This window comes from Acinetobacter marinus, from assembly GCF_900096915.1.
Classification (GTDB): Bacteria; Pseudomonadota; Gammaproteobacteria; order Pseudomonadales; family Moraxellaceae; genus Acinetobacter; species Acinetobacter marinus.
The window spans coordinates 172,531-192,615 of the sequence record NZ_FMYK01000001.1; the positions used below are offsets into that span (position 1 = coordinate 172,531).

Annotated in this window: 18 protein-coding genes and 1 pseudogene; 15 read left to right on the forward strand and 4 right to left on the reverse strand. The window is 43.4% G+C overall.

Translation table 11 applies throughout. From position 1 onward, the window contains the following. Position 1: 1 nt before the first annotated feature. On the forward strand, positions 2 to 2,074 hold the full coding sequence (locus BLQ60_RS00800; protein ID WP_092614608.1) for a phytase: 2,073 nt from the start codon (positions 2 to 4) through the stop codon (positions 2,072 to 2,074). Here BLQ60_RS00800 and BLQ60_RS14175 read toward each other — a convergent pair. After that, on the reverse strand, positions 2,066 to 2,197 hold the full coding sequence (locus BLQ60_RS14175; protein ID WP_280137871.1) for a hypothetical protein: 132 nt from the start codon (positions 2,195 to 2,197) through the stop codon (positions 2,066 to 2,068). The genes BLQ60_RS00800 and BLQ60_RS14175 overlap by 9 nt on opposite strands. On the opposite strand from BLQ60_RS14175, the gene tolQ reads away from it, so the two are divergent. The 5 genes from tolQ to BLQ60_RS00825 all read left to right on the forward strand — a co-directional run bounded on the left by tolQ (position 2,196) and on the right by BLQ60_RS00825 (position 5,254). Then, entirely contained in the window at positions 2,196 to 2,939 is a 744-nt protein-coding gene (gene tolQ, locus BLQ60_RS00805) for a protein TolQ (RefSeq protein ID WP_092614611.1), read from the forward strand. The two genes, BLQ60_RS14175 and tolQ, sit on opposite strands and share 2 nt — an antisense overlap. A gap of 15 nt (positions 2,940 to 2,954) precedes the next feature. After that, positions 2,955 to 3,401: a protein TolR gene (gene tolR, locus BLQ60_RS00810; protein ID WP_092614614.1), complete on the forward strand. Its 447-nt coding sequence runs from the start codon at positions 2,955 to 2,957 to the stop codon at positions 3,399 to 3,401. Continuing rightward, on the forward strand, positions 3,398 to 3,826 hold the full coding sequence (locus BLQ60_RS00815; RefSeq protein WP_092614617.1) for a hypothetical protein: 429 nt from the start codon (positions 3,398 to 3,400) through the stop codon (positions 3,824 to 3,826). Before tolR ends, BLQ60_RS00815 begins: the two co-directional genes overlap by 4 nt. 68 nt (positions 3,827 to 3,894) lie before the next feature. Next, entirely contained in the window at positions 3,895 to 4,248 is a 354-nt protein-coding gene (locus tag BLQ60_RS00820) for an energy transducer TonB (protein ID WP_092614619.1), read from the forward strand. A gap of 157 nt (positions 4,249 to 4,405) precedes the next feature. Next, positions 4,406 to 5,254, forward strand: coding sequence for an SDR family oxidoreductase (locus BLQ60_RS00825; protein WP_092614622.1), 849 nt, complete (start codon positions 4,406 to 4,408; stop codon positions 5,252 to 5,254). Between the two features lie 70 nt (positions 5,255 to 5,324). Here the strand turns inward: BLQ60_RS00825 and BLQ60_RS00830 are convergent, their stop codons facing one another. Further along, a complete protein-coding gene (locus BLQ60_RS00830) occupies positions 5,325 to 6,209 on the reverse strand; it encodes a LysR family transcriptional regulator (protein ID WP_092614625.1) in 885 nt (294 codons plus the stop codon). A 279-nt stretch (positions 6,210 to 6,488) separates the two neighbouring features. Between BLQ60_RS00830 and BLQ60_RS00835 the strand changes: the two genes are divergently transcribed. From BLQ60_RS00835 to BLQ60_RS00845, 3 genes are all read left to right on the forward strand, one after another. Beyond that, positions 6,489 to 7,466, forward strand: a complete 978-nt coding sequence (locus BLQ60_RS00835; protein WP_092614628.1) for an aldo/keto reductase — start codon at positions 6,489 to 6,491, stop codon at positions 7,464 to 7,466. Positions 7,467 to 7,535: 69 nt separating this feature from the next. Beyond that, on the forward strand, positions 7,536 to 8,177 hold the full coding sequence (locus BLQ60_RS00840; protein WP_092614631.1) for an NAD(P)H-binding protein: 642 nt from the start codon (positions 7,536 to 7,538) through the stop codon (positions 8,175 to 8,177). Positions 8,178 to 8,225: 48 nt separating this feature from the next. Further along, positions 8,226 to 9,167 (forward strand): formylglycine-generating enzyme family protein, encoded by a 942-nt coding sequence (locus tag BLQ60_RS00845; protein WP_213030452.1) that lies wholly within the window; start codon positions 8,226 to 8,228, stop codon positions 9,165 to 9,167. Between the two features lie 38 nt (positions 9,168 to 9,205). Here BLQ60_RS00845 and BLQ60_RS00850 read toward each other — a convergent pair whose 3' ends face one another. Further along, on the reverse strand, positions 9,206 to 10,231 hold the full coding sequence (locus BLQ60_RS00850; RefSeq protein ID WP_244515924.1) for an AraC family transcriptional regulator: 1,026 nt from the start codon (positions 10,229 to 10,231) through the stop codon (positions 9,206 to 9,208). Between the two features lie 156 nt (positions 10,232 to 10,387). Between BLQ60_RS00850 and BLQ60_RS00855 the strand changes: the two genes are divergently transcribed. From BLQ60_RS00855 to BLQ60_RS00865, 3 genes are all read left to right on the forward strand, one after another. Further along, on the forward strand, positions 10,388 to 11,821 hold the full coding sequence (locus BLQ60_RS00855; RefSeq protein WP_092614634.1) for a coniferyl aldehyde dehydrogenase: 1,434 nt from the start codon (positions 10,388 to 10,390) through the stop codon (positions 11,819 to 11,821). A gap of 149 nt (positions 11,822 to 11,970) precedes the next feature. Next, positions 11,971 to 13,689 carry a GMC family oxidoreductase gene (locus BLQ60_RS00860; RefSeq protein WP_092614637.1) on the forward strand — a complete coding sequence of 573 codons (1,719 nt, stop codon included), beginning with the start codon at positions 11,971 to 11,973 and terminating at the stop codon, positions 13,687 to 13,689. Positions 13,690 to 13,770: 81 nt separating this feature from the next. After that, positions 13,771 to 15,738, forward strand: a complete 1,968-nt coding sequence (locus tag BLQ60_RS00865) for an alkyl/aryl-sulfatase (RefSeq protein ID WP_092614640.1) — start codon at positions 13,771 to 13,773, stop codon at positions 15,736 to 15,738. A 189-nt stretch (positions 15,739 to 15,927) separates the two neighbouring features. Here BLQ60_RS00865 and lipA read toward each other — a convergent pair whose 3' ends face one another. Then, positions 15,928 to 16,941, reverse strand: coding sequence for a lipoyl synthase (lipA, locus tag BLQ60_RS00870; protein ID WP_092614643.1), 1,014 nt, complete (start codon positions 16,939 to 16,941; stop codon positions 15,928 to 15,930). A gap of 296 nt (positions 16,942 to 17,237) precedes the next feature. Between lipA and sthA the strand changes: the two genes are divergently transcribed. The 3 genes and pseudogenes from sthA to tsaE form a co-directional block, all read left to right on the forward strand. Beyond that, the gene (gene sthA / locus BLQ60_RS00875) at positions 17,238 to 18,656 is read left to right on the forward strand and encodes a Si-specific NAD(P)(+) transhydrogenase (protein ID WP_092614646.1); all 1,419 of its coding nucleotides are present in this window, start codon (positions 17,238 to 17,240) and stop codon (positions 18,654 to 18,656) included. 234 nt (positions 18,657 to 18,890) lie between these two features. Continuing rightward, entirely contained in the window at positions 18,891 to 19,505 is a 615-nt protein-coding gene (locus BLQ60_RS00880) for a MarC family protein (RefSeq protein ID WP_092614649.1), read from the forward strand. Positions 19,506 to 19,566: 61 nt separating this feature from the next. After that, positions 19,567 to 20,037, forward strand: a pseudogene (gene tsaE / locus BLQ60_RS00885) (tRNA (adenosine(37)-N6)-threonylcarbamoyltransferase complex ATPase subunit type 1 TsaE); the annotation flags it as partial. Between the last annotated feature and the right edge of the window lie 48 nt (positions 20,038 to 20,085).

Consider the following 20,085-nt stretch of genomic DNA (forward strand, 5'->3'; position numbering starts at 1 on the left):
TATGAATTTTTTACCGTTTAAACTCAGTCTATTGAGTCTATGTATTGTTGGCTTAACCGCCTGTCAACAAGCGCACGTGATAAATAAGCCGATGGCGACCAATCAAGCAACTGTTCCGAACGATAGCGATGTTCAAGATCATGATGTTCAATATATTGATTTGAATGAGATGGATCAGTCGAATACTGCGAACGATGTGATATTTGCAGAAATTGATACAGGCGATTTTAAAGCAGAAGATGCGGTGTTATTGGATATTCCACAGTGGACGGATGCGCATCTGATGCTCAGTAGCAAAACTGACGGCGTACAGATTTTAAATCATGATGGTAAAGTCATCAGCAAAATGGCGGGGCAGTTCGGGCGCATTGATTATCGTACTGGAAAAAATCAACAAGGACAGATGCAAGTGCTATTTGCCATTCAAGATTTGGCTCGTCAGCAATTGATGCTACGCAGTTTTGATGTGACCACACAGCAATGGTCTAAGCCAAGTTATGTGGCAAAACGTCCATTTAAAAGCGATGACAATTGTCTGTATCAAGATCAATCGGGTTACGCTTATGCCTTTTTGGTCGGTGAAGAAGGTATCGGTGAGCAATGGTTAGTTGCCAAAGATCAACACGCATTGTCAAATCCACAGCTGATTCGCCGCATGAGCTTGCCACCGAATAGTAATAAATGTCGTGTCAGTGATCATGATGCACAGCTTTTTATCAATGAAGAAGAGGTAGGGATTTGGGCATATCCTGCCGATCCTGAAGCCGATTTGGTGCGTCGTCCAGTTGATATGGTGAAGCCATTTGGTGCGATTCAAGGTACACCGACAGATATTGCAGTGGTCGATGATCAGATCGCTGTGACCGATGAATCCAAAGGCGTGTTGTATCGCTATCAATGGCAAAATGACGCATGGCAAGCATTGTCAGCATTGAAATTGTCTGATATTGGCGAAGCAGAACGCCTCGGCATCATTGGTAATCAAGATGCGAAAAAAGTGCTGATTTTAGATGATCATACTGTCAAAACTGCCGAGCTCAATTGGCAAACCAATGCGGTCAAAGCCACAACGCCGATCGGTACCATTCCTGCCGATGTACAAAGCGATGTGGTGCCAAGCACAGGTGATGCTGCCGATGATCCTGCAATTTGGTATAACGCCAGTCAACCATCCAATTCACGTGTGCTTGGTACAGACAAACAAGGCGGGCTTGCAGTTTATGATCTACACGGCAAGATGTTGCAGTATCTCGATGTCGGTCGTTTAAACAATGTCGATTTACGTTATGGCTTTCATTTTGGTACTGAACAAATTGACCTCGCCATCGCCACCAATCGTGATCACAACAGCTTGCAACTGTTTGCCATCAACGCAAAAGGTAAAGTCAGCAATCTCGGGGAACTCGCCACAGATTTAACCGATATTTATGGCTTCTGCATGTACCAAGACCGTGCAGGTGAAATCTACGCCATTCCGAATGATAAAGACGGCACCTTTGTGCAATATCACATCCAAGCACCACAGAAAAAATTCAGCGCAACGGAAGTGCAACGCTTTGCCGTTGATTCTCAGCCTGAGGGTTGTGTGGTCGATGATGCAACAGGTCGTGCCTTTGTCGGTGAAGAACGAAATGCCGTGTGGATGAAAGACTTAAACACGCCGAATAGTGCTTTGGAAAAAGTGATCAGTGCAGGTGATGTGTTACATGCCGATATTGAGGGGATGGGGCTATACCATGCAGAAAATCATGCAGAAAGCCATGACCGAAATCAAAAAGCACGATATTTAATCATTTCAAGCCAAGGCAACGACAGCTACGTGGTGATAGATAGCACTGCGCCATATCAAGTGCGTGGAGCATTCAGAGTAGGCATCAATACCGAAAAATCCATTGATGCCGTATCCGAAACCGATGGACTCGAAGTCAGTAGCAAAAACTTCGGCGGTGCAAATGGCATGTGGAAGCAAGGCATGTTGGTGGTGCAAGACGGTCGCAAACGCATGCCAGAGGGCAACCAAAACTTTAAATATGTGTCATGGCAAAAAATCGCTGAGGCATTGAATTTAGAGTAAATTATTCACTTCATCATCTGCGCAATCCGAGCAATGACAGCGCAAAACGACACAACCCATGACGATGCTGTCATTGCTCACTTGAATTAAATACAGTTTTAGACCTATTTTGGAGTATCCCATGCAAGCAACCTTAGATCAGATGTCGATTTGGAGCTTGATTAGCCACGCCAGTCTTTTGGTGAAATGTGTGATGTTGATTTTATTGGCTGCATCGGTGGTCAGTTGGTACATTATCATCAAGCATGGCATGTTGTTACGCAGTCAAGAAAGTGGCTGGAAGCGTTTTTTACATGCGTTTCGCTCACAGTCAGATTTAATAAATATTGATACGCAAAGTGCAAAAGACAGTGGTCTTAAAAACAGTGGTATTGTTGATATTTATCAGCAAGGTTTGGATGAATATCAACATATTTATCAAGACAATACAGCACAGTGCAAACTCAGCAACCAAGATGTGATGGAAAGTGTTGAACGTCGTCTTTTGATTAGCATTACTGAGCAAGAAGAACGCTTACAGCAAAATCTGACCTTTCTCGCAACCGTCGGTTCGGTCAGTCCATATATCGGTCTGTTTGGTACGGTGTGGGGAATTATGCATGCCTTTATCGGGCTGTCAGGTGTAGAGCAAGCAACCTTAAATACCGTTGCGCCAGGGATTGCCGAAGCCTTGATTGCCACAGCGATCGGTCTATTTGCAGCGATTCCTGCGGTGGTGGCGTACAACCGTTTTTCAGCACGTGCCGATAAGATGAGTACACGCTATTACAGCTTTGCCAATGAGTTGCAAGGTCGACTGACCCGTTTGATGGCGAAAAATCCATCTGTTGTAACCCAACAATCAGCACCATCTCAACACGTATAAAAGGGGGAATTACTGATGTTAAAAGCCCCACGCAAACGTGCCCTGAATGCCGAGATGAATGTGGTGCCGTATATTGATGTGATGTTGGTACTGCTGGTGATATTCATGGTCACCGCACCGATGCTCACACATGGTATCAAGATTGATTTGCCTGATGTGAATGCCGATGTCATGCCATCGTCACAACAGCAACGTATCATTACCTTGTCGATCACGCATGATGGACAATATTATTGGAATATCGGCAACCAAGTCGATACCGAATCCGTGACCGATCAAGCGGTTGATCTTGAAGCGATGCAACAAAAACTCACACCGCTGATTACCGCCGACAAAAACATGCAAATGTATATCCGAGCAGATCAAGGTTCAGATTATAAAATGGTGGTCGAAGCCATCGCTACACTGCAAAAAAGTGGTGTGACTAACATTGGTTTAATTACAGAGGAGCCTGCGCAATGACAGTTTCCACTGCACATAACGTGACAACACACTGGAAAGAACACGGCTTGGCATTGACGGTGACAGCAGTGTTGCACCTTGCTGCGTTGTATGGCATGACTCAAGTTGAGATGCAAAAACCTGTAGAACCGCCAAAGACACAAATGATAAAGCTGAAAATGATTCAATTGTCTGCACCTCAAACTGAGCCTGCGCAATTGCCCAAAGCTGAGCCAAAACCAGCAGTCAAAGAACAAGCTACTCAACAACACTCAGAACAAAAATTACAGCCGAAACCGAAACAACAGGAAAAAGTAAAAGAACAAGCACGCACACAACAGCCTGAGAAAAAAATCCTCTCATCACAAAGTGAGCAAAAAGTTTCCAAAAAACAAACAGCGGATAAATCAAGCACTGAAACCAGCAAACTCAGCAAAAGTCAGTAGAACAAAATCGTCAGACTGAAAAAGCATCAACGAAGAGTGAGCAAACACAAACAGCTAAATCTGAAAGTGTGCAAAAGCAAACTGCTGAAACAACACAAAAGTCAACTCAGCAAAACACATCTGTACCTGAAGAAAAATTTGATGTCAGCAACTATAAGCCTGCCAATAAAGCACCACCGAAATACCCTGAACAGGCTTTGGATAGAAGGCTAGAAGGGGATTGCACCATTGCCTATACCGTCAATGCACAAGGACGTGTGGAAAATCCAAAAGCACAAGGGGATTGTCATCCGCTATTTGTTCGCCCTGCGTTACAAGCCGCCAAGCAGTTTCAATATCAACCCCGTAAAGTCAATGGGCAAGCGGTGGCGGTGCAGAATGTGAAAAATACCTTTCAGTTTCGACTGGCAGGTGCATCATAATCCACTTTGATTAATGAATTAAACTCATAAGTACAAGTGATGTGCCCACCTTAATCCTAACGTAAAAATTCCTTATGATAGAGCCCAACACAGACCAATCCGTAACCTATGGTGCTTACGGATACAAGGCTGAAGCAAACAGATAAGGAATAGACCAATGAAAAAACAAGTTAATGTGGTGATTGGTGCAGGTGCAATCGGTATTGCCATTGCACGTCGGATGAGTGCAGGAAAAACGATTTTAATTGCTGATTTAAAACCTGATAATGCTGAACGTGCTGCAAAAACATTACGAGAAGCAGGATTTCAAGTCGAAACGACAACGGTCGATATTTCATCAAAAAGCTCGATTCAAGACTTGGTTAAACGAGCTTGTGAGCTAGGTGAGGTACATGGCTTAATTCATGCTGCAGGTGTTTCGCCATCGCAAGCAACCCCAGAGGTGATCTTGAAAGTTGATCTCTACGGCACAGCAGTGATTTTGGAGGAGTTTGGACAAGTTATCGCACAAGGCGGTTCTGGTGTGGTGATTTCATCGCAATCTGGACATCGTTTACCCGCTCTGAGCGCAGAAAAGAACAAAATCCTTGCCACAACACCGAGTGATGAATTATTGGCACAAGATTTTTTATCTACAAAAGTTGTCACAGACACCCTGAATGCCTATCAAATCTCAAAACGTGGCAACGCCTTACGTGTCATGGCGGAAGCGGTGAAGTGGAAAGATCGTGGCGCACGTATCAATACCATTAGCCCAGGGATTGTGATCACGCTACTTGCCCTTGATGAGCTCAATGGACCACGAGGCGAAAGCTATCGCAACATGTTAGCTCGCTCGCCAGCTGGACGTGCTGCTACAGCAGATGAGATTGCCAATGTTGCAGAGTTACTTATGACCGATGCGGGCGCTTTTATCACGGGTTCTGATTTTCTGATTGATGGCGGAGTGACGGCATCTTACTGGTTTGGTGAGTTGGATTATTTACAGCCTACTTCAAATACATAAATTCTCCTAAAATAATCAAAAATATAAAAGCAGGGCATTATGAAAATGCGCTACTTTTTGTGCGCCATCGTTAAATTTTTAATGCATCGACTATTAAACGGAAAATCGGTGAGGAATCACGGCGGTTTGGATAATACAAATGATAGCCAGGATAGCTCATTTGATACTCCTCAAGCACGCAGATCAGTTCTCCACTTTTAATGTCTTCTTTGACCAAATCTTTAGGCACCCAAGCCAAACCGAGATGTTCTTTTGCGGCTTTGATAATGTGCGGGGTTTGGTTAAAGGTAAATTGCCCCTCGACATGCTTCTCAACCACGTGCTGATCTGACATGCGAAATTCCCAAGCCATCAGTCCGCCTTTGGTGGGTAGTCGCATATTGAGACAATTGTGTTCAGCCAAATCGTCAATATGCTGTGGTTTCGGATATTTCTGAAAATAAGCAGGGCTTGCTACAACAGCAAGCTCCAAATCTTCACAGATACGCACTGCAATCATGTCTTTATTAACATGGCTCCCCAAGCGGATGCCCATATCATAGCGCTCAGCGACAATATCAGTGAACCGATATTCCGTTGCGACTTCGAGCTGGATTTCAGGATGCTGCTGTAACAGCGGAAACAGCCGATCCCAGATCATACGAATCGAATGATCGGTCGCATGGATGCGTATCGTGCCCGATAAACTGTTGCGAAACTCAGTCAAGCGATGCATCTCCGAACCAATTTGAGTGAGTAAAGGCTCGACGGACTGCAATAATTGTTCGCCAGCATCGGTGGTGGATACACTGCGTGTGGTGCGATGTAACAATCGGATATTGAGTGAGGTTTCAAGCGTTTTAATGGTGTGGCTCAGTGCAGATTGCGAGACGCCAAGTTGTGCTGCGGCTTTGGTAAAACTTTGACACTGCGCAACGGTAATAAATGCTTTGAGTTCGTTGAGATTGTCGAGCATATGCAGGTTATTGTTGTTGAAATAAATCGATCTTAATGAAGTATGGCAATGAAAAGTAGCGTATTTAGGTAAATTTTAAAATAATAAAAACCGATTTAACTTGCTGAATATATGAATAAAATAATAGTTGATTGCCATGATTATAAATAAACTTGCTCATTGATGAATGATTTAGATAAGTCTTTGCGAAATGTCTGACTTAATCCAGCAAAGAATTTTATTTAGAATTATTTCATCAAGCACATTACGCTGTTGTATAGCGATTAAAAGGATAAACACATGAAAACACGTCAACTCGGTCAACTTGAAGTTTCTGCGATCGGTATGGGCTGTATGGGACTGAGCTTTGGCTTAGGTCAAACACAGTCTACCGCCTTTGGTATCGATCTGATTCGTGCTGCTTATGATCAAGGCATTACCTTCTTTGACACTGCCGAAGCCTATGGGCCTTTTACCAATGAAGAATTGGTCGGCGAGGCGCTGAAACCGATGCGTCAAAACGTCATCATTGCCACAAAGTTTGGCATGATCTCTGATACTGGTGTGAATAGTCGTCCTGAACACATCCGCAAAGTGTGTGATGAATCGCTAAAACGTTTGCAAACCGATTATATCGACCTGTTTTATCAGCACCGTGTCGACCCGAATGTACCGATCGAAGAGGTCGCAGGTGTGATCAAGGACTTGGTTGATGCGGGTAAAGTCAAGCATTTTGGACTTTCTCAAGCCAATGCCGAGACCATCCGCCGTGCGCATGCGGTATTTCCAGTCACTGCGGTACAAAATCAATATTCACTCTGGACACGTGAGCCTGAGGCGCAGGTTATTCCAACCTGTGAAGAACTCGGCATTGGTTTTGTGCCTTGGGGACCTTTAGGTACTGGCTTTTTGACAGGGAAAATTGACCCAAATACCACATTTGATCCAAAGACCGACTTGCGTGCGACTTTCCCACGTTTTACCAAAGAAGCCATGCAAGCCAATATGCCATTGGTAGAACGCATCAATGATATTGCCGCACGCAAACAAGTGAGCACGGCAAAGATTGCTTTGGCATGGTTACTTGCACAAAAGCCATTTATCGTGCCTGTACCAGGGATCGATCAAGCGCAATATTTGAGTGACAATATTGGTTCTGCTGAGGTCAGTTTATCCACGCAAGAGTTGGCAGAGATTCAAGACATTCTCGACAGTATTGAAGTCCAAGGTGAACGCCTATCCAAAGAACTCCTTGCACTGGATGAAAAGTTTGATTAAGCCTAGTGATGTCTAATTTTTAAACCTTATGAAAATTGAAGAAAATCAATACATTTTTTAGGAAATATCATGTCCAATATTCTCATCCTCGGTGCAACAGGTCAGATTGCACAACTGGTCACAGCACAACTATTAAATGCGCAATTGTTAAACCAGCACTTAGTGAATGATCAAACACATCATTTGTTCTTATATTGCCGTCAGCCACAGCGTTTATACTGTCAACATGCCATCGAACACCATCACGTCGATGTGATTCAGGCGGATGTCAATGATACAGCCCAGCTTGAACAGGCGATGATTGATATTGATGTGGTCTATGCCAATCTCAGTGGTCATGACTTGGGACAACAAACACAAAATATCGTCAATGCCATGCAAAAAGAAGGCGTAAAACGGCTAATTTTCATTACATCCATGGGCATATATAATGAAGTGACCACACCAGCACAAAATCTGCAAAATAATCCCGCACTGAAACCGTATCGTGCTTTGGCGGATGTGGTGGAGTCTTCAGGATTAGATTACACCTTGGTGCGACCAGGTTGGTTTGTTCATGCGCCAAATTCTAAGGTAGTATTGAGCCAAAAAGGTGAAGCCTTTACAGGTATGGAAACTTCAAAACAGGCATTGGTAGATTTCATTTGTGACTTGATCGATCAGCCGACGCAACATATTCAGCAAAGTGTCGGTATCTATAATGCCGCTTGAGTCACATTGATAAAGGCTGCGAGTCAAACAATGCAAGGAGCGAACAACATGTCTTATCAGTACGATGCACGCCATACACGGCAAATCATGATGACCTTGTGCACACTATTATTGATCATGGGGTGTAGCAAGCAAGGCAATAGCGAACAACCTTCTACGCAGTCCACAGCACAAGTCAAACAGGATCAAGCCTTGGAGGCAGAACAATCGGTGCAAGCGCTGAGTTCATCACAGCAGGACGGATCACAACAAGTGATTGCCAATCAAGACTTTGTACTGATCAAGGCGGGCAGTTTTCAGATGGGCGAAGCTGATAGCCCACAGCAACAGGTCAATATAACTGATGACTTTTATCTGTCGAAATATGAAGTGACTCAAGCACAGTGGCAAGCTGTCATGGGCAGTAGTTCATTCGATCTTGATCGATCAAATTCTTTTTACAACTTGCCTGGGATGAAAGAACGGATCACCAAGCCTGATCATCCTGCGACGGTGTCATGGAATGATGCACAGAGATTTATCGAAAAGTTGAATAAACTCGATCCGCAACATAGCTATCGACTGCCAACAGAGGCGGAATGGGAATACGCTGCCAAAGCAGGCACCAACACACCCTATTCATTTGGCAATGATCAAGATCAACTCAAGCACTATGCGTGGTACGGCGAGGATTTTCGCACGGGAGGCTCACATCCTGTCGGTCAAAAACGACCAAATCCTTGGGGCTTGTACGATATGCATGGCAATGTGTGGGAATGGGTTGCCGATGGATTCGTATCTGTCGAGGAGCGCTTCTCAGGGAGTCCATCAACAGCGGTATTAGACAATCCGCAAGTTCTTAAAGGCACAGAAAAAGTGGTCAAAGGTGGCAGTTGGCATATTACCGCAGATGGTTGGACTAGTGCCTTCCGCAAATCCTATCCCGCAGACTATCGGGGGATTAGTATTGGCTTTCGTCTGGTCAAAACACTGAAAACTACCGCCAAATAATGCAATATGCCAGATGCAAAATACATTGCACAAATCTTTTAGCTGAAATGTGCAATACGCCATTCCGACGGTGTCATGCCAAACCATGATTTGAATTTTCGGCTAAAAATTGACAATTCTGCATAACCAAGCTGTAAAGCTAGATCGGTCAGATGAATATCTTGATGATGATTCATGATGCGTAAGGTTTCTGCTTTGCGTACCGCTTCGAGCACATTCCGATAAGAGGTGCCTTGATCTTTTAATATACGCTGAAGTTTTTTGGGATGTATGCCCATACATAGCGCTGTATTTTCGATACTACAATCGCCAGTAGCAAGCAACATTTTGATGGTACTTTCGATCAATTGCACCTCGGTATCTTGTTTTTTCAAACGCTGTGTTTCGAGTTGTTGTACGATCAAGCGATCGACCAATTCCTCTTGAAAATGATATGGACGAGCCTTGAGCAGTTTTGCAGGAAAGTACAGCGCATCTCGATCTGCTTCAAACTCAACCTGACAGTTAAATGTATTGCGAAATATTTGCGTGGTCGTTACATCAGGTTGTTTTTGTTTGAGTTTAATTTGTTTGGCTTGCCAAGTTGGACCGATCAAGTCCTTAAAAATATTAAAAATCAACCCGATAGATAGCTGTGCTTTTTGAGGCAGTATTGTGTCATTCTCATTTAAGCGAATAAAGTTCAGCTCACACAGTTGATCATCCAGCTGGGTCACCTGAAACATAATGCCATCTGCATGCAAGTAGACATATTTTTGCGCTACATTTAATGCCTGCAATACGGTGTCTTGTCGAGACATATAGACGCCGATCAAGCCAATGGTTTGAATATTTTGTTTAGCAGCCAAATTCAAACCAAAACATGGCGCATCACAATGTTTAGCCGCCACTTCGAGTAAATCAAGATAATGCTCATAATTAATAAATGAGTCTGGATCACGGAGCAATGCAGGCAATATGCCGACTTCACGCATCACATCCATTGGGTTGATTCCAAAACTACGCACTAAGTCTTCAAAACCACCAAGACTCGCTGCTCGGATATAGCTTGCCATCTCAACCATCCAGTTGTCCTAAAATATCAACCTAGTGTCCTAAAATATCAAGCAACTTTCAAGTGATTTGTTAAAGTTAACTCAGGAAAAGGTCTTGAAATACCCATTTTAGAGACTGTTATTTAAGACAGGTTAAGGACAGCCCAGTCGGGATAAGGTGAAATCATGCAAGCTATTTTTGAACCAACCACGATCGAACAAGAATTACAGCATTGTCTGCATCTACAAAAAGCCAGCGCACACACTGACGGTATCGAAACCTATGCGATTCGCAAACAGCATTTGCTCAATCTCAAGGCGATGATTAATAACCATCGTGAAGAGTTGATCGAAGCGATCAACCAAGACTATGGCAATCGCTCACGTCACGAAACGCTCCTAGCAGAAATTATTACATCTACAGATGATATTAATGGCAGCTTAAAACATCTTAAAAAATGGATGAAAGTGCAAAAGCGCAAAGTCGATCAAAGCATGTATTTTGGTGCGAAAAACCGTGTCATTCCACAGCCACTTGGCGTAATAGGCTTAATTGTACCGTGGAATTTCCCTGTCAATTTGATGTTCTCACAACTATCCGCAGTGTTTGCCGCTGGCAACCGTGCCATGGTCAAGTTGTCTGAAAATTCACGTCATCTTGCAAAATTGCTGATAGAAATCACACCGAAATATTTTAGTGCTGAAAAATTAAAAATCTTTGATGAGACTGGTGAAGTCGGCATCGCATTCTCAAAATTACCTTTTGATCATTTGATGTTTACAGGCTCTGGCGCTACAGGTCGTAAGGTCATGGCAGCTGCGGTGCCAAACCTCACCCCAGTCACGCTTGAGCTTGGCGGGAAGTCACCTGCGGTGATCGATCCTGAGTATCCACTGGAAAAAGCCGTGGAACGCATCATGTTCGTCAAGCAATTTAATGCTGGGCAGATTTGTACCAATGTCGATTATGTGTTTGTGCATGAATCTCAGCGTCAAGCCTTTATCGATGCTGCACATCGCTGGGTGAAACAACACGTGCCTGATATTCATAGTGTAGATTATACCTCGATCATTGATGGGCGTTCCTTCGATCGACTTGTGCAGTGTGTTGCACAGGCCAAAGCACAAGGTGCCATGGTGGTCAATCTGAATCAGCAAGAAGCAGACGCAACGACCCGAAAATTTCCGTTGACCATGATCTTAAATAGTAATGACAACATGGACATTGATACCCGTGAGACTTTTGGACCGATCTTGATGGTGAAAACCTACGAGGATCCGAAGCAAGTGGTCGACTATATTGCAAAGCGTGATCGTCCTTTGGCGTTTTATCCATTTAGTAATAATCAAGCATTGATTGACTATTATCTCAATCGTGTCATGTCTGGTGGGGTCTGTGTCAATGATGCGCTATTCCATGTCGGTCAACATGATTTGCCATTTGGTGGTGTGGGGGCTAGTGGTATGGGGCATTATCATGGTTATGAAGGCTTTTTAACCTTCTCCAAAATGCGCCCAGTATTTTATCAAGCAGGTTTTTCTAGCATGAAATTCCTCGCGCCACCGTATGGTAATTTTGCCACACGAATGCTGAATTTCCTGACCAAAATGAAATCATAAGCATTTAAATCACAAGCATTCAACTCACAATGTAAAGCAAGTTTAAAAACGCCAGTCGGCGTCACGATTGGCAAGTGATTATCGATTTAGGGATGAAAAAGTAATGACAATAGATGTACTTTGTCATTATATTTAATGGAGTAAATACAATGAATACAACACAGTTTGATTTTGATCAAATCATTATTGGTTCAGGTTTTGGTGGTTCAGTCAGTGCATTACGCTTGAGTGAAAAAGGCAATAAAGTCCTCGTCTTGGAAAAAGGTTTAAGACGTAAAGATGAGGATTTTCCAAAAACCAACCTCGATACCAAAAACTATCTTTGGGCACCTGAGCTTGGTCTCAAAGGCACTTTGCAGATGAGCTTTACCAATAAAGTGACGGTGGTACACGGCGTTGGTGTCGGTGGTGGTTCACAGATTTATGCCAATGTGCATTTCATTCCTGATGATGAGGTATTTCAATCACCTGCATGGTCGAAGATTCGTACTGACTGGAAAGATGCGTTATTGCCTTATTATTCACTGGCGCAGCGTATGCTTGGTACAGCCAAGAATTCTTATACCAATATCGCTGATGAGACCTTAAAGCAAGTCGCTGAAGAAATGGGACATGGTAGTAGCTATAAAACAGTAGCAACGGGTGTGTTCTTTCCGCAGGCGGATGGTGCACGTGCCAAAACGGTGAAAGATCCATATTTCAACGGCGATGGTCCCGACCGTCAAACTTGCCAATATTGTGGTAACTGTATCATCGGCTGTCGTTACAACTCTAAAAATACGTTGATGAAAAATTATTTGTATTTTGCTGAGCGTAACGGTGTGGAGATTCGCCCAAGTTCTGAAGTGTTAAAAATTGTCCCGCTCAATGCCGATGGTAGCGCTGGCTATGAAGTACATGTCAAAGAAACCACTGCATCTGGCACTCGGACATACACTGTAAAAAGCCGTGGCGTGGTGGTTTCTGCTGGCGTGATGGGCACGGTGCCATTATTACTGAAAATGCGTGATCAAGCCAAGACTTTGCCCAATATGTCTAAACTGCTCGGTCAACAGATTCGTACCAACTCTGAAACATTGACCACAGCAAATGATACCCGTGAAAAAGTCGATGATGGTGTGGCGATCAGTTCGTTCATCTCGGTCGATGCCAATACTAATATGGAAGTCAACCGCTTCCGTGAAGGCTCGGACGGCACGTGGCTCTATGTGCCTTATGTGCCAATGGTTACAGGGCAAGGCGCTGTGCGAATCATGAAGTTTATTTTCAATACCTTATTGCACCCGCTAAAAACCTTCAAAATGCTGCGTCCAAAAGGCAAAGCACGCAATTCAATTTTATTCTTGGTGATGCAAAAGTCAGAGGCTTTTATTCATCTTGAATGGCGCCGTAAATGGTATCGATTGTTCCGCAACGGCATCACTGCGGTACAAAAAGCCGATGACACGCCACTGACTGTATCTTTTCCATCAGCGGAAAAAGCAACCCGATCTTTTGCTGATAAATTGGGCGGGGAAGCAGGTTCAGCGCTCACAGAAATTCTTTTAGGCACACCGATGACCGCACACATCATGAGTGGTGTGGCGATTGGTACAGACAAATCAAATGGCGTCATTGATCAAACGGGTGAAGTATTTGGTTATCAGAATCTACGAGTGCTCGATGGTTCAATTATCCCAGGCAACTTGGGGGTCAATCCATCACTGACCATTACTGCATTGTCTGAATTTGCCATGAGCCAAATCCCTGTGTTTTCTGAAGAACGTGCAGGGCAGATCAAGCGGATCCAGTTTAGTGCGCCGTTAGACGGACAAGTGTCGGCACTCACAGGAACGGGTGATTTGGCAGGTGAGCTTAGCCAAGTTTAACTTTTAAAATTGGCACTACAATGCAGTGCCACAAGTAACGAAAAACCGATTTAAATACTGACCTAGAAAAGGACTTTAAGGATGATCAAAACACGATTAGGCATCGTCATGTCTGCGATTTTAGCAATGCAAGTGGCAAACGCAGACACAACACTAGAAAGCAAACCAGCGACGAAATACACCACAGCACACAATCAAGCCTTGCTGAGTGAGTTACCATTTAGTGATCGTCAGGATTTTGAATTTGCCAGTAAAGGGCTGATTGCCAAACCGAAAAGCAAGCAAATTAAAAATGCCAAAGGCGAAGTGATTTGGGATCTTGGCGAGTTTGATTTTTTAGAGAAAAATCAATTTACTCCAAGTATTAATCCAAGCCTATACCGCCAAGCACAGCTCAATATGAATTATGGCTTGTTCAAAGTCACCGATCGTATTTATCAAGTGCGTGGGTTTGATTTGACCAATATTACCTATATCCAAGGTGATACAGGTTGGATTGTCTTTGATCCGTTGACCGTGCCAGAAACAGCAAAAGCAGCGCATCAATTGGTCACTGAGCAATTAGGTGAGCGTCCAATCAAGGCTGTGGTGTTTAGCCATGCGCATGTTGATCATTTTGGTGGTGTCAAAGGCATTATTAGCGAAGAACAAGTGAAAAGTGGAGAGGTTAAACTCATTGCCCCACGTGACTTTATGGAACATGTGGTCAAAGAAAGTGTCCTTGCGGGCAATGCCATGCAACGCCGTGCATCCTACCAATATGGCATCTTACTGCCGAAAGGCGAACGAGGTGCAGTCGATGGTGCACTGGGTAAAGGCGTTCCATTTGGTTTGGTTGGATTGATCGCACCGAATTATATTGTTGAAAAAGATGAAGAAACCCTGACCATTGATGGTGTGGAAATGGTGTTCCAAAACACGCCGAATACCGAATCACCATCGGAAATGAATACATGGTTCCCACAATTCAAAACCTTATGGATGGCGGAAAACACCGTTGCAGGCATGCACAACATCTATACCATTCGTGGTGCAGAAGCCCGTGATGCATCGATGTGGAGTAAAAGTATTAATCAGGCTTTACAGCAATTTGGGGTAAAAGCCGAAGTGCTGATGGCATCGCATCATTGGCCACGTTGGGGCAATCAAAACATCGTTGATTTCATGGAAAAACAACGTGATATGTATGGCTATTTGCATGATCAAAGCCTGCATCTTGCCAATAGTGGTGTGACGATCAATGAAATACACAACGAAATTACCGTGCCAGAAGTGTTATCTCAAGAGTGGTATAACCGTGGCTATCATGGTTCTGTGAGTCACAATGTGCGTGGTGTGGTGAATAAATACATCGGCTTCTTCGATATGAATCCTGCAACGCTGAATAAGCTCAGTCCAGATGATGCAGGCAAACGCTATGTTGCGTTGGCTGGCGGTAGCGAAGCATTATTGAACAAAGCACAAACGGCGTATGATCAAGGTGAATATCGTTGGGTTGCTGAATTGGTCAATCATTTAGTCTTTGCTGATCCAAACAATGTTAAAGCCAAAGCATTGCAAGCCGACGCACTCGAACAACTCGGTTATCAGTCTGAAACAGCAGGGTGGCGCAACGCTTATCTTTCGGCGGCGCATGAGTTACGCCACGGTTTGCAAAATACGGCGCAAAATACCAAAGCAGGTCCAGATTTGCTCCGAGCGATGGATACCGAGCTATTATTCGACTACATGGGAGTACGCTTAGATGCAGAACGTGCCAAAGGTAAGCAGTTCAAAATCAATCTCGATTTGCCAGATCGCAAAGAAAAAGTTGCCATTGAGCTGAAAAACTCACACCTCAATGTCACCGCAGATCGTCAAGAAGCAGATGCTGATCTGACATTGACCATGAATCGCAGTGATTTGAATATGATTTTGATGAAACAAAAAACCTTTGCTGAACTGATGCAAGAGGGGAAAATCAAACATCAAGGTGATTTGAAACAGGTGTCAGCATTATTTGGCATGCTGGATGAGTTTGAATATTTATTCAATATTGTGACGCCATAATTGAATGGTCAACGTATTGATTTGTTTTAATATTTATCTGTTCAAGTAGTGATCTACAGAAATCAAACATGATGGCTTTATCGCATCATGCAAAAAGGGCTTAATTGGATAAAGCCCTTTTTGTTTAGATGTGAAAATTTAGGTTTTTAAATTAAATTTTCAAATTGAAATTTTAAAATTTAGAGACGCTTATGCTTCTACCGCAAGCACATTAATTTTCTTTTCAGGCGCAACTTTACGGCGTACTCCTGGTACAGGTTCGCCATGATATTGACGATCTGCAAAGTAGCTAGAACGCACCATTGGCGCAGACCAAATATTACGAAAGCCGAGTTTGCGACCATGCTCAGCATAGCGCTCAAATTCTTCTGGTGTCACAAAACGATCGATCGGAGCGTGTTGTTTTGATGGCTGTAGATATTGACCAATGGTTACATAGTCCACACCATGCGCATGTAAGTCATCCAGCAGGGCAATGACTTCTTGCTCAGTCTCGCCAATACCCACCATCAAACCGCATTTGGTTGGCACATCTGGACAATATTCTTTAAACATTTTGAGTAGATTTAAAGAGTGTTGATAGTCTGAGCCTGGACGCATAGCCTTGTATAAACGAGGTACTGTTTCAATATTGTGGTTAAACACATCAGGTGGACACTCGGTCATAATGCGTAGTGCAACGTCTATACGTCCACGAAAATCAGGCACCAAAATCTCTAATAAAGTATTTGGGCTGAGCTGACGTGCTTCACGAATACAATCAACAAAATGCTGTGCGCCACCATCGACCAAGTCATCACGATCGACAGAGGTAATGACCGCATATTTTAAGCCGAGATTAGAAATCGTTTCAGCCATATGACGAGGTTCATCAGCATCGAGTGCATTCGGGCGACCATGCGCCACATCACAAAATGGGCAACGACGGGTACAAATATCACCCATAATCATAAAGGTCGCTGTACCGCCACCAAAACATTCGGGTAAATTCGGGCAGGCAGCTTCTTCACAGACAGTATGTAATTTTTGCGCACGAAGCGTGGTTTTGATACGCTGCACTTCTTCAGGTGCAGTCATTTTGACACGAATCCAGTCTGGTTTACGAGGCACTTCAACCGTAGGGACGACTTTCACAGGAATTCTAGCAACTTTCTCAGCGCCACGAAGTTTGACACCCTGTTCAGGCTTACGGTTTGCAGACATAATGCTCTCTATTCCTCAAGAATTACAGATAGGCGAATATTATAACGAATTTCACAATGAAAAATTAGCCCTTTGCTATTCATATACGAAATGACGTCATCACCAAAACGATAAGTGTTTGATGCAGAGTTTTAACATGATTTCAGGCATAATATTATTCAACTTTATGATAACGCAATCAAATCCGTTGTCAGGATTCAAGATCAGCAATGACTCAAATATTGTCATTCATCGCTGACTTGATATGATTGTTCGTATATCAGTTGTCGTTTCGATTATGGTAAAAGGAGCTTTGAATGCCAGCACGCAAGAAAGAATTATCCAGCACGAACTTTAGTAAATATGATGCTGTGGTCCTTGGTTCAGGACCTGCTGGTGAAGGTGCGGCGATGAAGCTGTCAAAGTCTGGCAAACGGGTCGCTATTGTCGACATTCGTGAGCAACTCGGTGGTAACTGTACCCATGTTGGTACTATTCCAAGTAAAGCGCTACGTCAAACCGTGTCGAGTATCATCCGCTACCAGCGTGATTCATTGTTTCAAAAAGCAGGTGAATGGAAACAATTCACCATGAAACAGATTTTGCGCAATGCACATAAAGTGATCCAGCAACAAGTTGAAACCCATAGCCGTTTTTATGATCGTAATAAGATCGATATTTTTCATGGGCGTGCCTATGTACAGGATCAAAATACGATTTTGGTGTTTAGCCAAGAAGGCATCAAAGAAACGTTGATCTGTAAGCAAATCGTCATTGCAACAGGGAGCCGTCCGTATCAACCTGCAGGTTTGGACTTTAATCATCCGCGTGTATTTGATTCAGACAAGATTTTGGATTTGGATTATCACATTCAAAAAATTATTATTTATGGTGCGGGTGTGATCGGCTGTGAATATGCTTCGATCTTCGTCGGGCTTGAAAATAAAGTTGATTTGATTAATACCCAAGAAAAATTATTGAGTTATCTCGATGATGAGATTTCTGATGCCTTGTCTTATTACTTGCGTGAGTTAGGTGTATTGATTCGCCACAATGAGCAAATTGATAAACTCGAAACCTATGATGATCACGTGGTATTGCATCTGCTCAGTGGTAAAAAAATCAAAGCCGATGCGATCTTGTGGTGTAATGGTCGATCTGGTAATACCGATGGTTTGGGACTAGAAAATGTCGGACTACAACCAAACAGTCGTGGTCAGCTTGCGGTAAATGATCAGTATCAAACCGAAGTGGAAAATATCTATGCAGCAGGCGATGTGATCGGTTGGCCGTCACTCGCTTCGGCGGCATATGACCAAGGGCGCTGTGCAGGTGCGAATATGGTCGGTGAAAAAAATGTGAAACCTGTGACCGATATTCCAACGGGGATTTACACCATTCCTGAGATTTCCTCGATTGGTAAAAGTGAACAACAACTGACCGATGAAAAAATTCCTTATGAAGTGGGGCAATCATTCTTCCGTCATTTGGCACGTGCACAAATCACAGGTGATACGGTGGGAATGTTGAAGATTCTGTTCCACCGTGACACTTTAGAGATTTTAGGGATTCACTGTTTCGGGAATAATGCCTCAGAAATTATTCACATTGGGCAAGCGGTGATGCAAAGTCCGAACAACTCACTGAAATATTTTGCGGAAACTACATTCAACTATCCAACCATGGCAGAAGCCTATCGTGTGGCTGCATTGAATGGGATGAATAGGTTGTTTTAAATGCTTGGTCAAATTTAAGCTGTGATTTTTTAAACAGTGGTGAGTCATTCACCACTTTTTTATTGCTTAAATTTCTAATTTAACATTTGTATTTTATATGCCCGTTTTACATGCTTGCTTTACATTTCTGTGTAGTCATTGGCTGTGTTTTCTCTTGTGATACGTAAGACATTTCTTTAAAATTCTGCGCCATCCGATTTCCCGATTTATTCGCTTCAAGTTTGAGCTGTCGCAATGCTAACGTCTTATATCCATGCTTTTGCACTATTTTTCTCGCTGATCAATCCATTTTTGATGAGCATCTACATGATCGGGATGATCAGAAATACCGATGTTAAAATATTTAGTAAAGCGCTGATCCAAGGCAGTTTGATCGCCTTTTTTGTATTTTTGTTCTTTGCGTGGGGTGGTGAAGCGATTTTTAGTCGTTACTTAAATGTGCGCTTTGAATCTTTTCAGATTTTTGGTGGGATTATTTTCTTGGTGATTGGTTATCGCTATGTGTTTCATGGCGCAGATACCATTGGTGAGATTCGTGGTGCGCCTGAGCATTTGGCGGGTACGGTGGCAATGCCATTTATGATCGGGCCTGGGACGATCAGTGCGGCTGTGGTGACGGGGATTAATCATGGCATGATGACCACCATTGCCGTGGTGGCAGCGACACTCGGGATTACCTGCATTATTTTGATTTTAATGAAATATTTTCATGATAATTTGCGCCATAGCCACGCCAAATATATCGATCACTATTTTGATATTGTCGGACGATTATCTGCATTGTTGATCGGGACTATTGCCATTGACATGATCGTGACAGGAATAATGGGGCTGATTAAAAACGCCTAATGCGATTCAAACTACTTGATGGTATGATCCGCATGAGTTTTTAGTTTATTGATGTGCGGTTATGTCTGATTTCGCTTTGGCAAAATTTCAACTTCAAAATGAAGATGATTCACAAGGTCTTGCGCAAGTTTTGGCACGGCAGATTGCATCGGGTGTGGTGTTTCTGATCGGTGATTTGGGCGCAGGGAAAACCACGCTGACTCGCTACTGGATTCAGTCTTTAGGACATCAAGGCGCTGTCAAAAGCCCAACCTACACCTTAGTCGAGCCCTATCATCTCGCCTCGAAAAATGTCTATCATTTTGATCTGTATCGTCTGCAAGATCCTTATGAATTAGAACTGATGGGCATCCGAGATTATCTCGATGAACAAGACAGTTTGTTATTAATCGAATGGCCGAGCAAAGGTGAGGGCATGCTCAGTACACCCGATGTCATCATTGAGCTCACAGCGGATGACAATGAAATACGCCACATCACTATCCACGCACCACAGCAGATTATTGATGCGATACAGCATGATCTGAACGGACGCAACTTGCAAGACCAAAGCATCGAAAACAAAAGCATCGAAAATCAA

Bases quoted from the DNA above. Each gene is read 5' to 3' on its own strand.
- BLQ60_RS00800 (WP_092614608.1), top strand. From the start codon at position 2: ATGAATTTTTTACCGTTTAAACTCAGTCTATTGAGTCTATGTATTGTT.
- tolQ (WP_092614611.1), top strand. From the start codon at position 2,196: ATGCAAGCAACCTTAGATCAGATGTCGATTTGGAGCTTGATTAGCCAC.
- BLQ60_RS14175 (WP_280137871.1), bottom strand. From the start codon at position 2,197: ATGGGATACTCCAAAATAGGTCTAAAACTGTATTTAATTCAAGTGAGC.
- tolR (WP_092614614.1), top strand. From the start codon at position 2,955: ATGTTAAAAGCCCCACGCAAACGTGCCCTGAATGCCGAGATGAATGTG.
- BLQ60_RS00815 (WP_092614617.1), top strand. From the start codon at position 3,398: ATGACAGTTTCCACTGCACATAACGTGACAACACACTGGAAAGAACAC.
- BLQ60_RS00825 (WP_092614622.1), top strand. From the start codon at position 4,406: ATGAAAAAACAAGTTAATGTGGTGATTGGTGCAGGTGCAATCGGTATT.
- BLQ60_RS00830 (WP_092614625.1), bottom strand. From the start codon at position 6,209: ATGCTCGACAATCTCAACGAACTCAAAGCATTTATTACCGTTGCGCAG.
- BLQ60_RS00835 (WP_092614628.1), top strand. From the start codon at position 6,489: ATGAAAACACGTCAACTCGGTCAACTTGAAGTTTCTGCGATCGGTATG.
- BLQ60_RS00840 (WP_092614631.1), top strand. From the start codon at position 7,536: ATGTCCAATATTCTCATCCTCGGTGCAACAGGTCAGATTGCACAACTG.
- BLQ60_RS00845 (WP_213030452.1), top strand. From the start codon at position 8,226: ATGTCTTATCAGTACGATGCACGCCATACACGGCAAATCATGATGACC.
- BLQ60_RS00850 (WP_244515924.1), bottom strand. From the start codon at position 10,231: ATGGTTGAGATGGCAAGCTATATCCGAGCAGCGAGTCTTGGTGGTTTT.
- BLQ60_RS00855 (WP_092614634.1), top strand. From the start codon at position 10,388: ATGCAAGCTATTTTTGAACCAACCACGATCGAACAAGAATTACAGCAT.
- BLQ60_RS00860 (WP_092614637.1), top strand. From the start codon at position 11,971: ATGAATACAACACAGTTTGATTTTGATCAAATCATTATTGGTTCAGGT.
- BLQ60_RS00865 (WP_092614640.1), top strand. From the start codon at position 13,771: ATGATCAAAACACGATTAGGCATCGTCATGTCTGCGATTTTAGCAATG.
- lipA (WP_092614643.1), bottom strand. From the start codon at position 16,941: ATGTCTGCAAACCGTAAGCCTGAACAGGGTGTCAAACTTCGTGGCGCT.
- sthA (WP_092614646.1), top strand. From the start codon at position 17,238: ATGCCAGCACGCAAGAAAGAATTATCCAGCACGAACTTTAGTAAATAT.
- BLQ60_RS00880 (WP_092614649.1), top strand. From the start codon at position 18,891: ATGCTAACGTCTTATATCCATGCTTTTGCACTATTTTTCTCGCTGATC.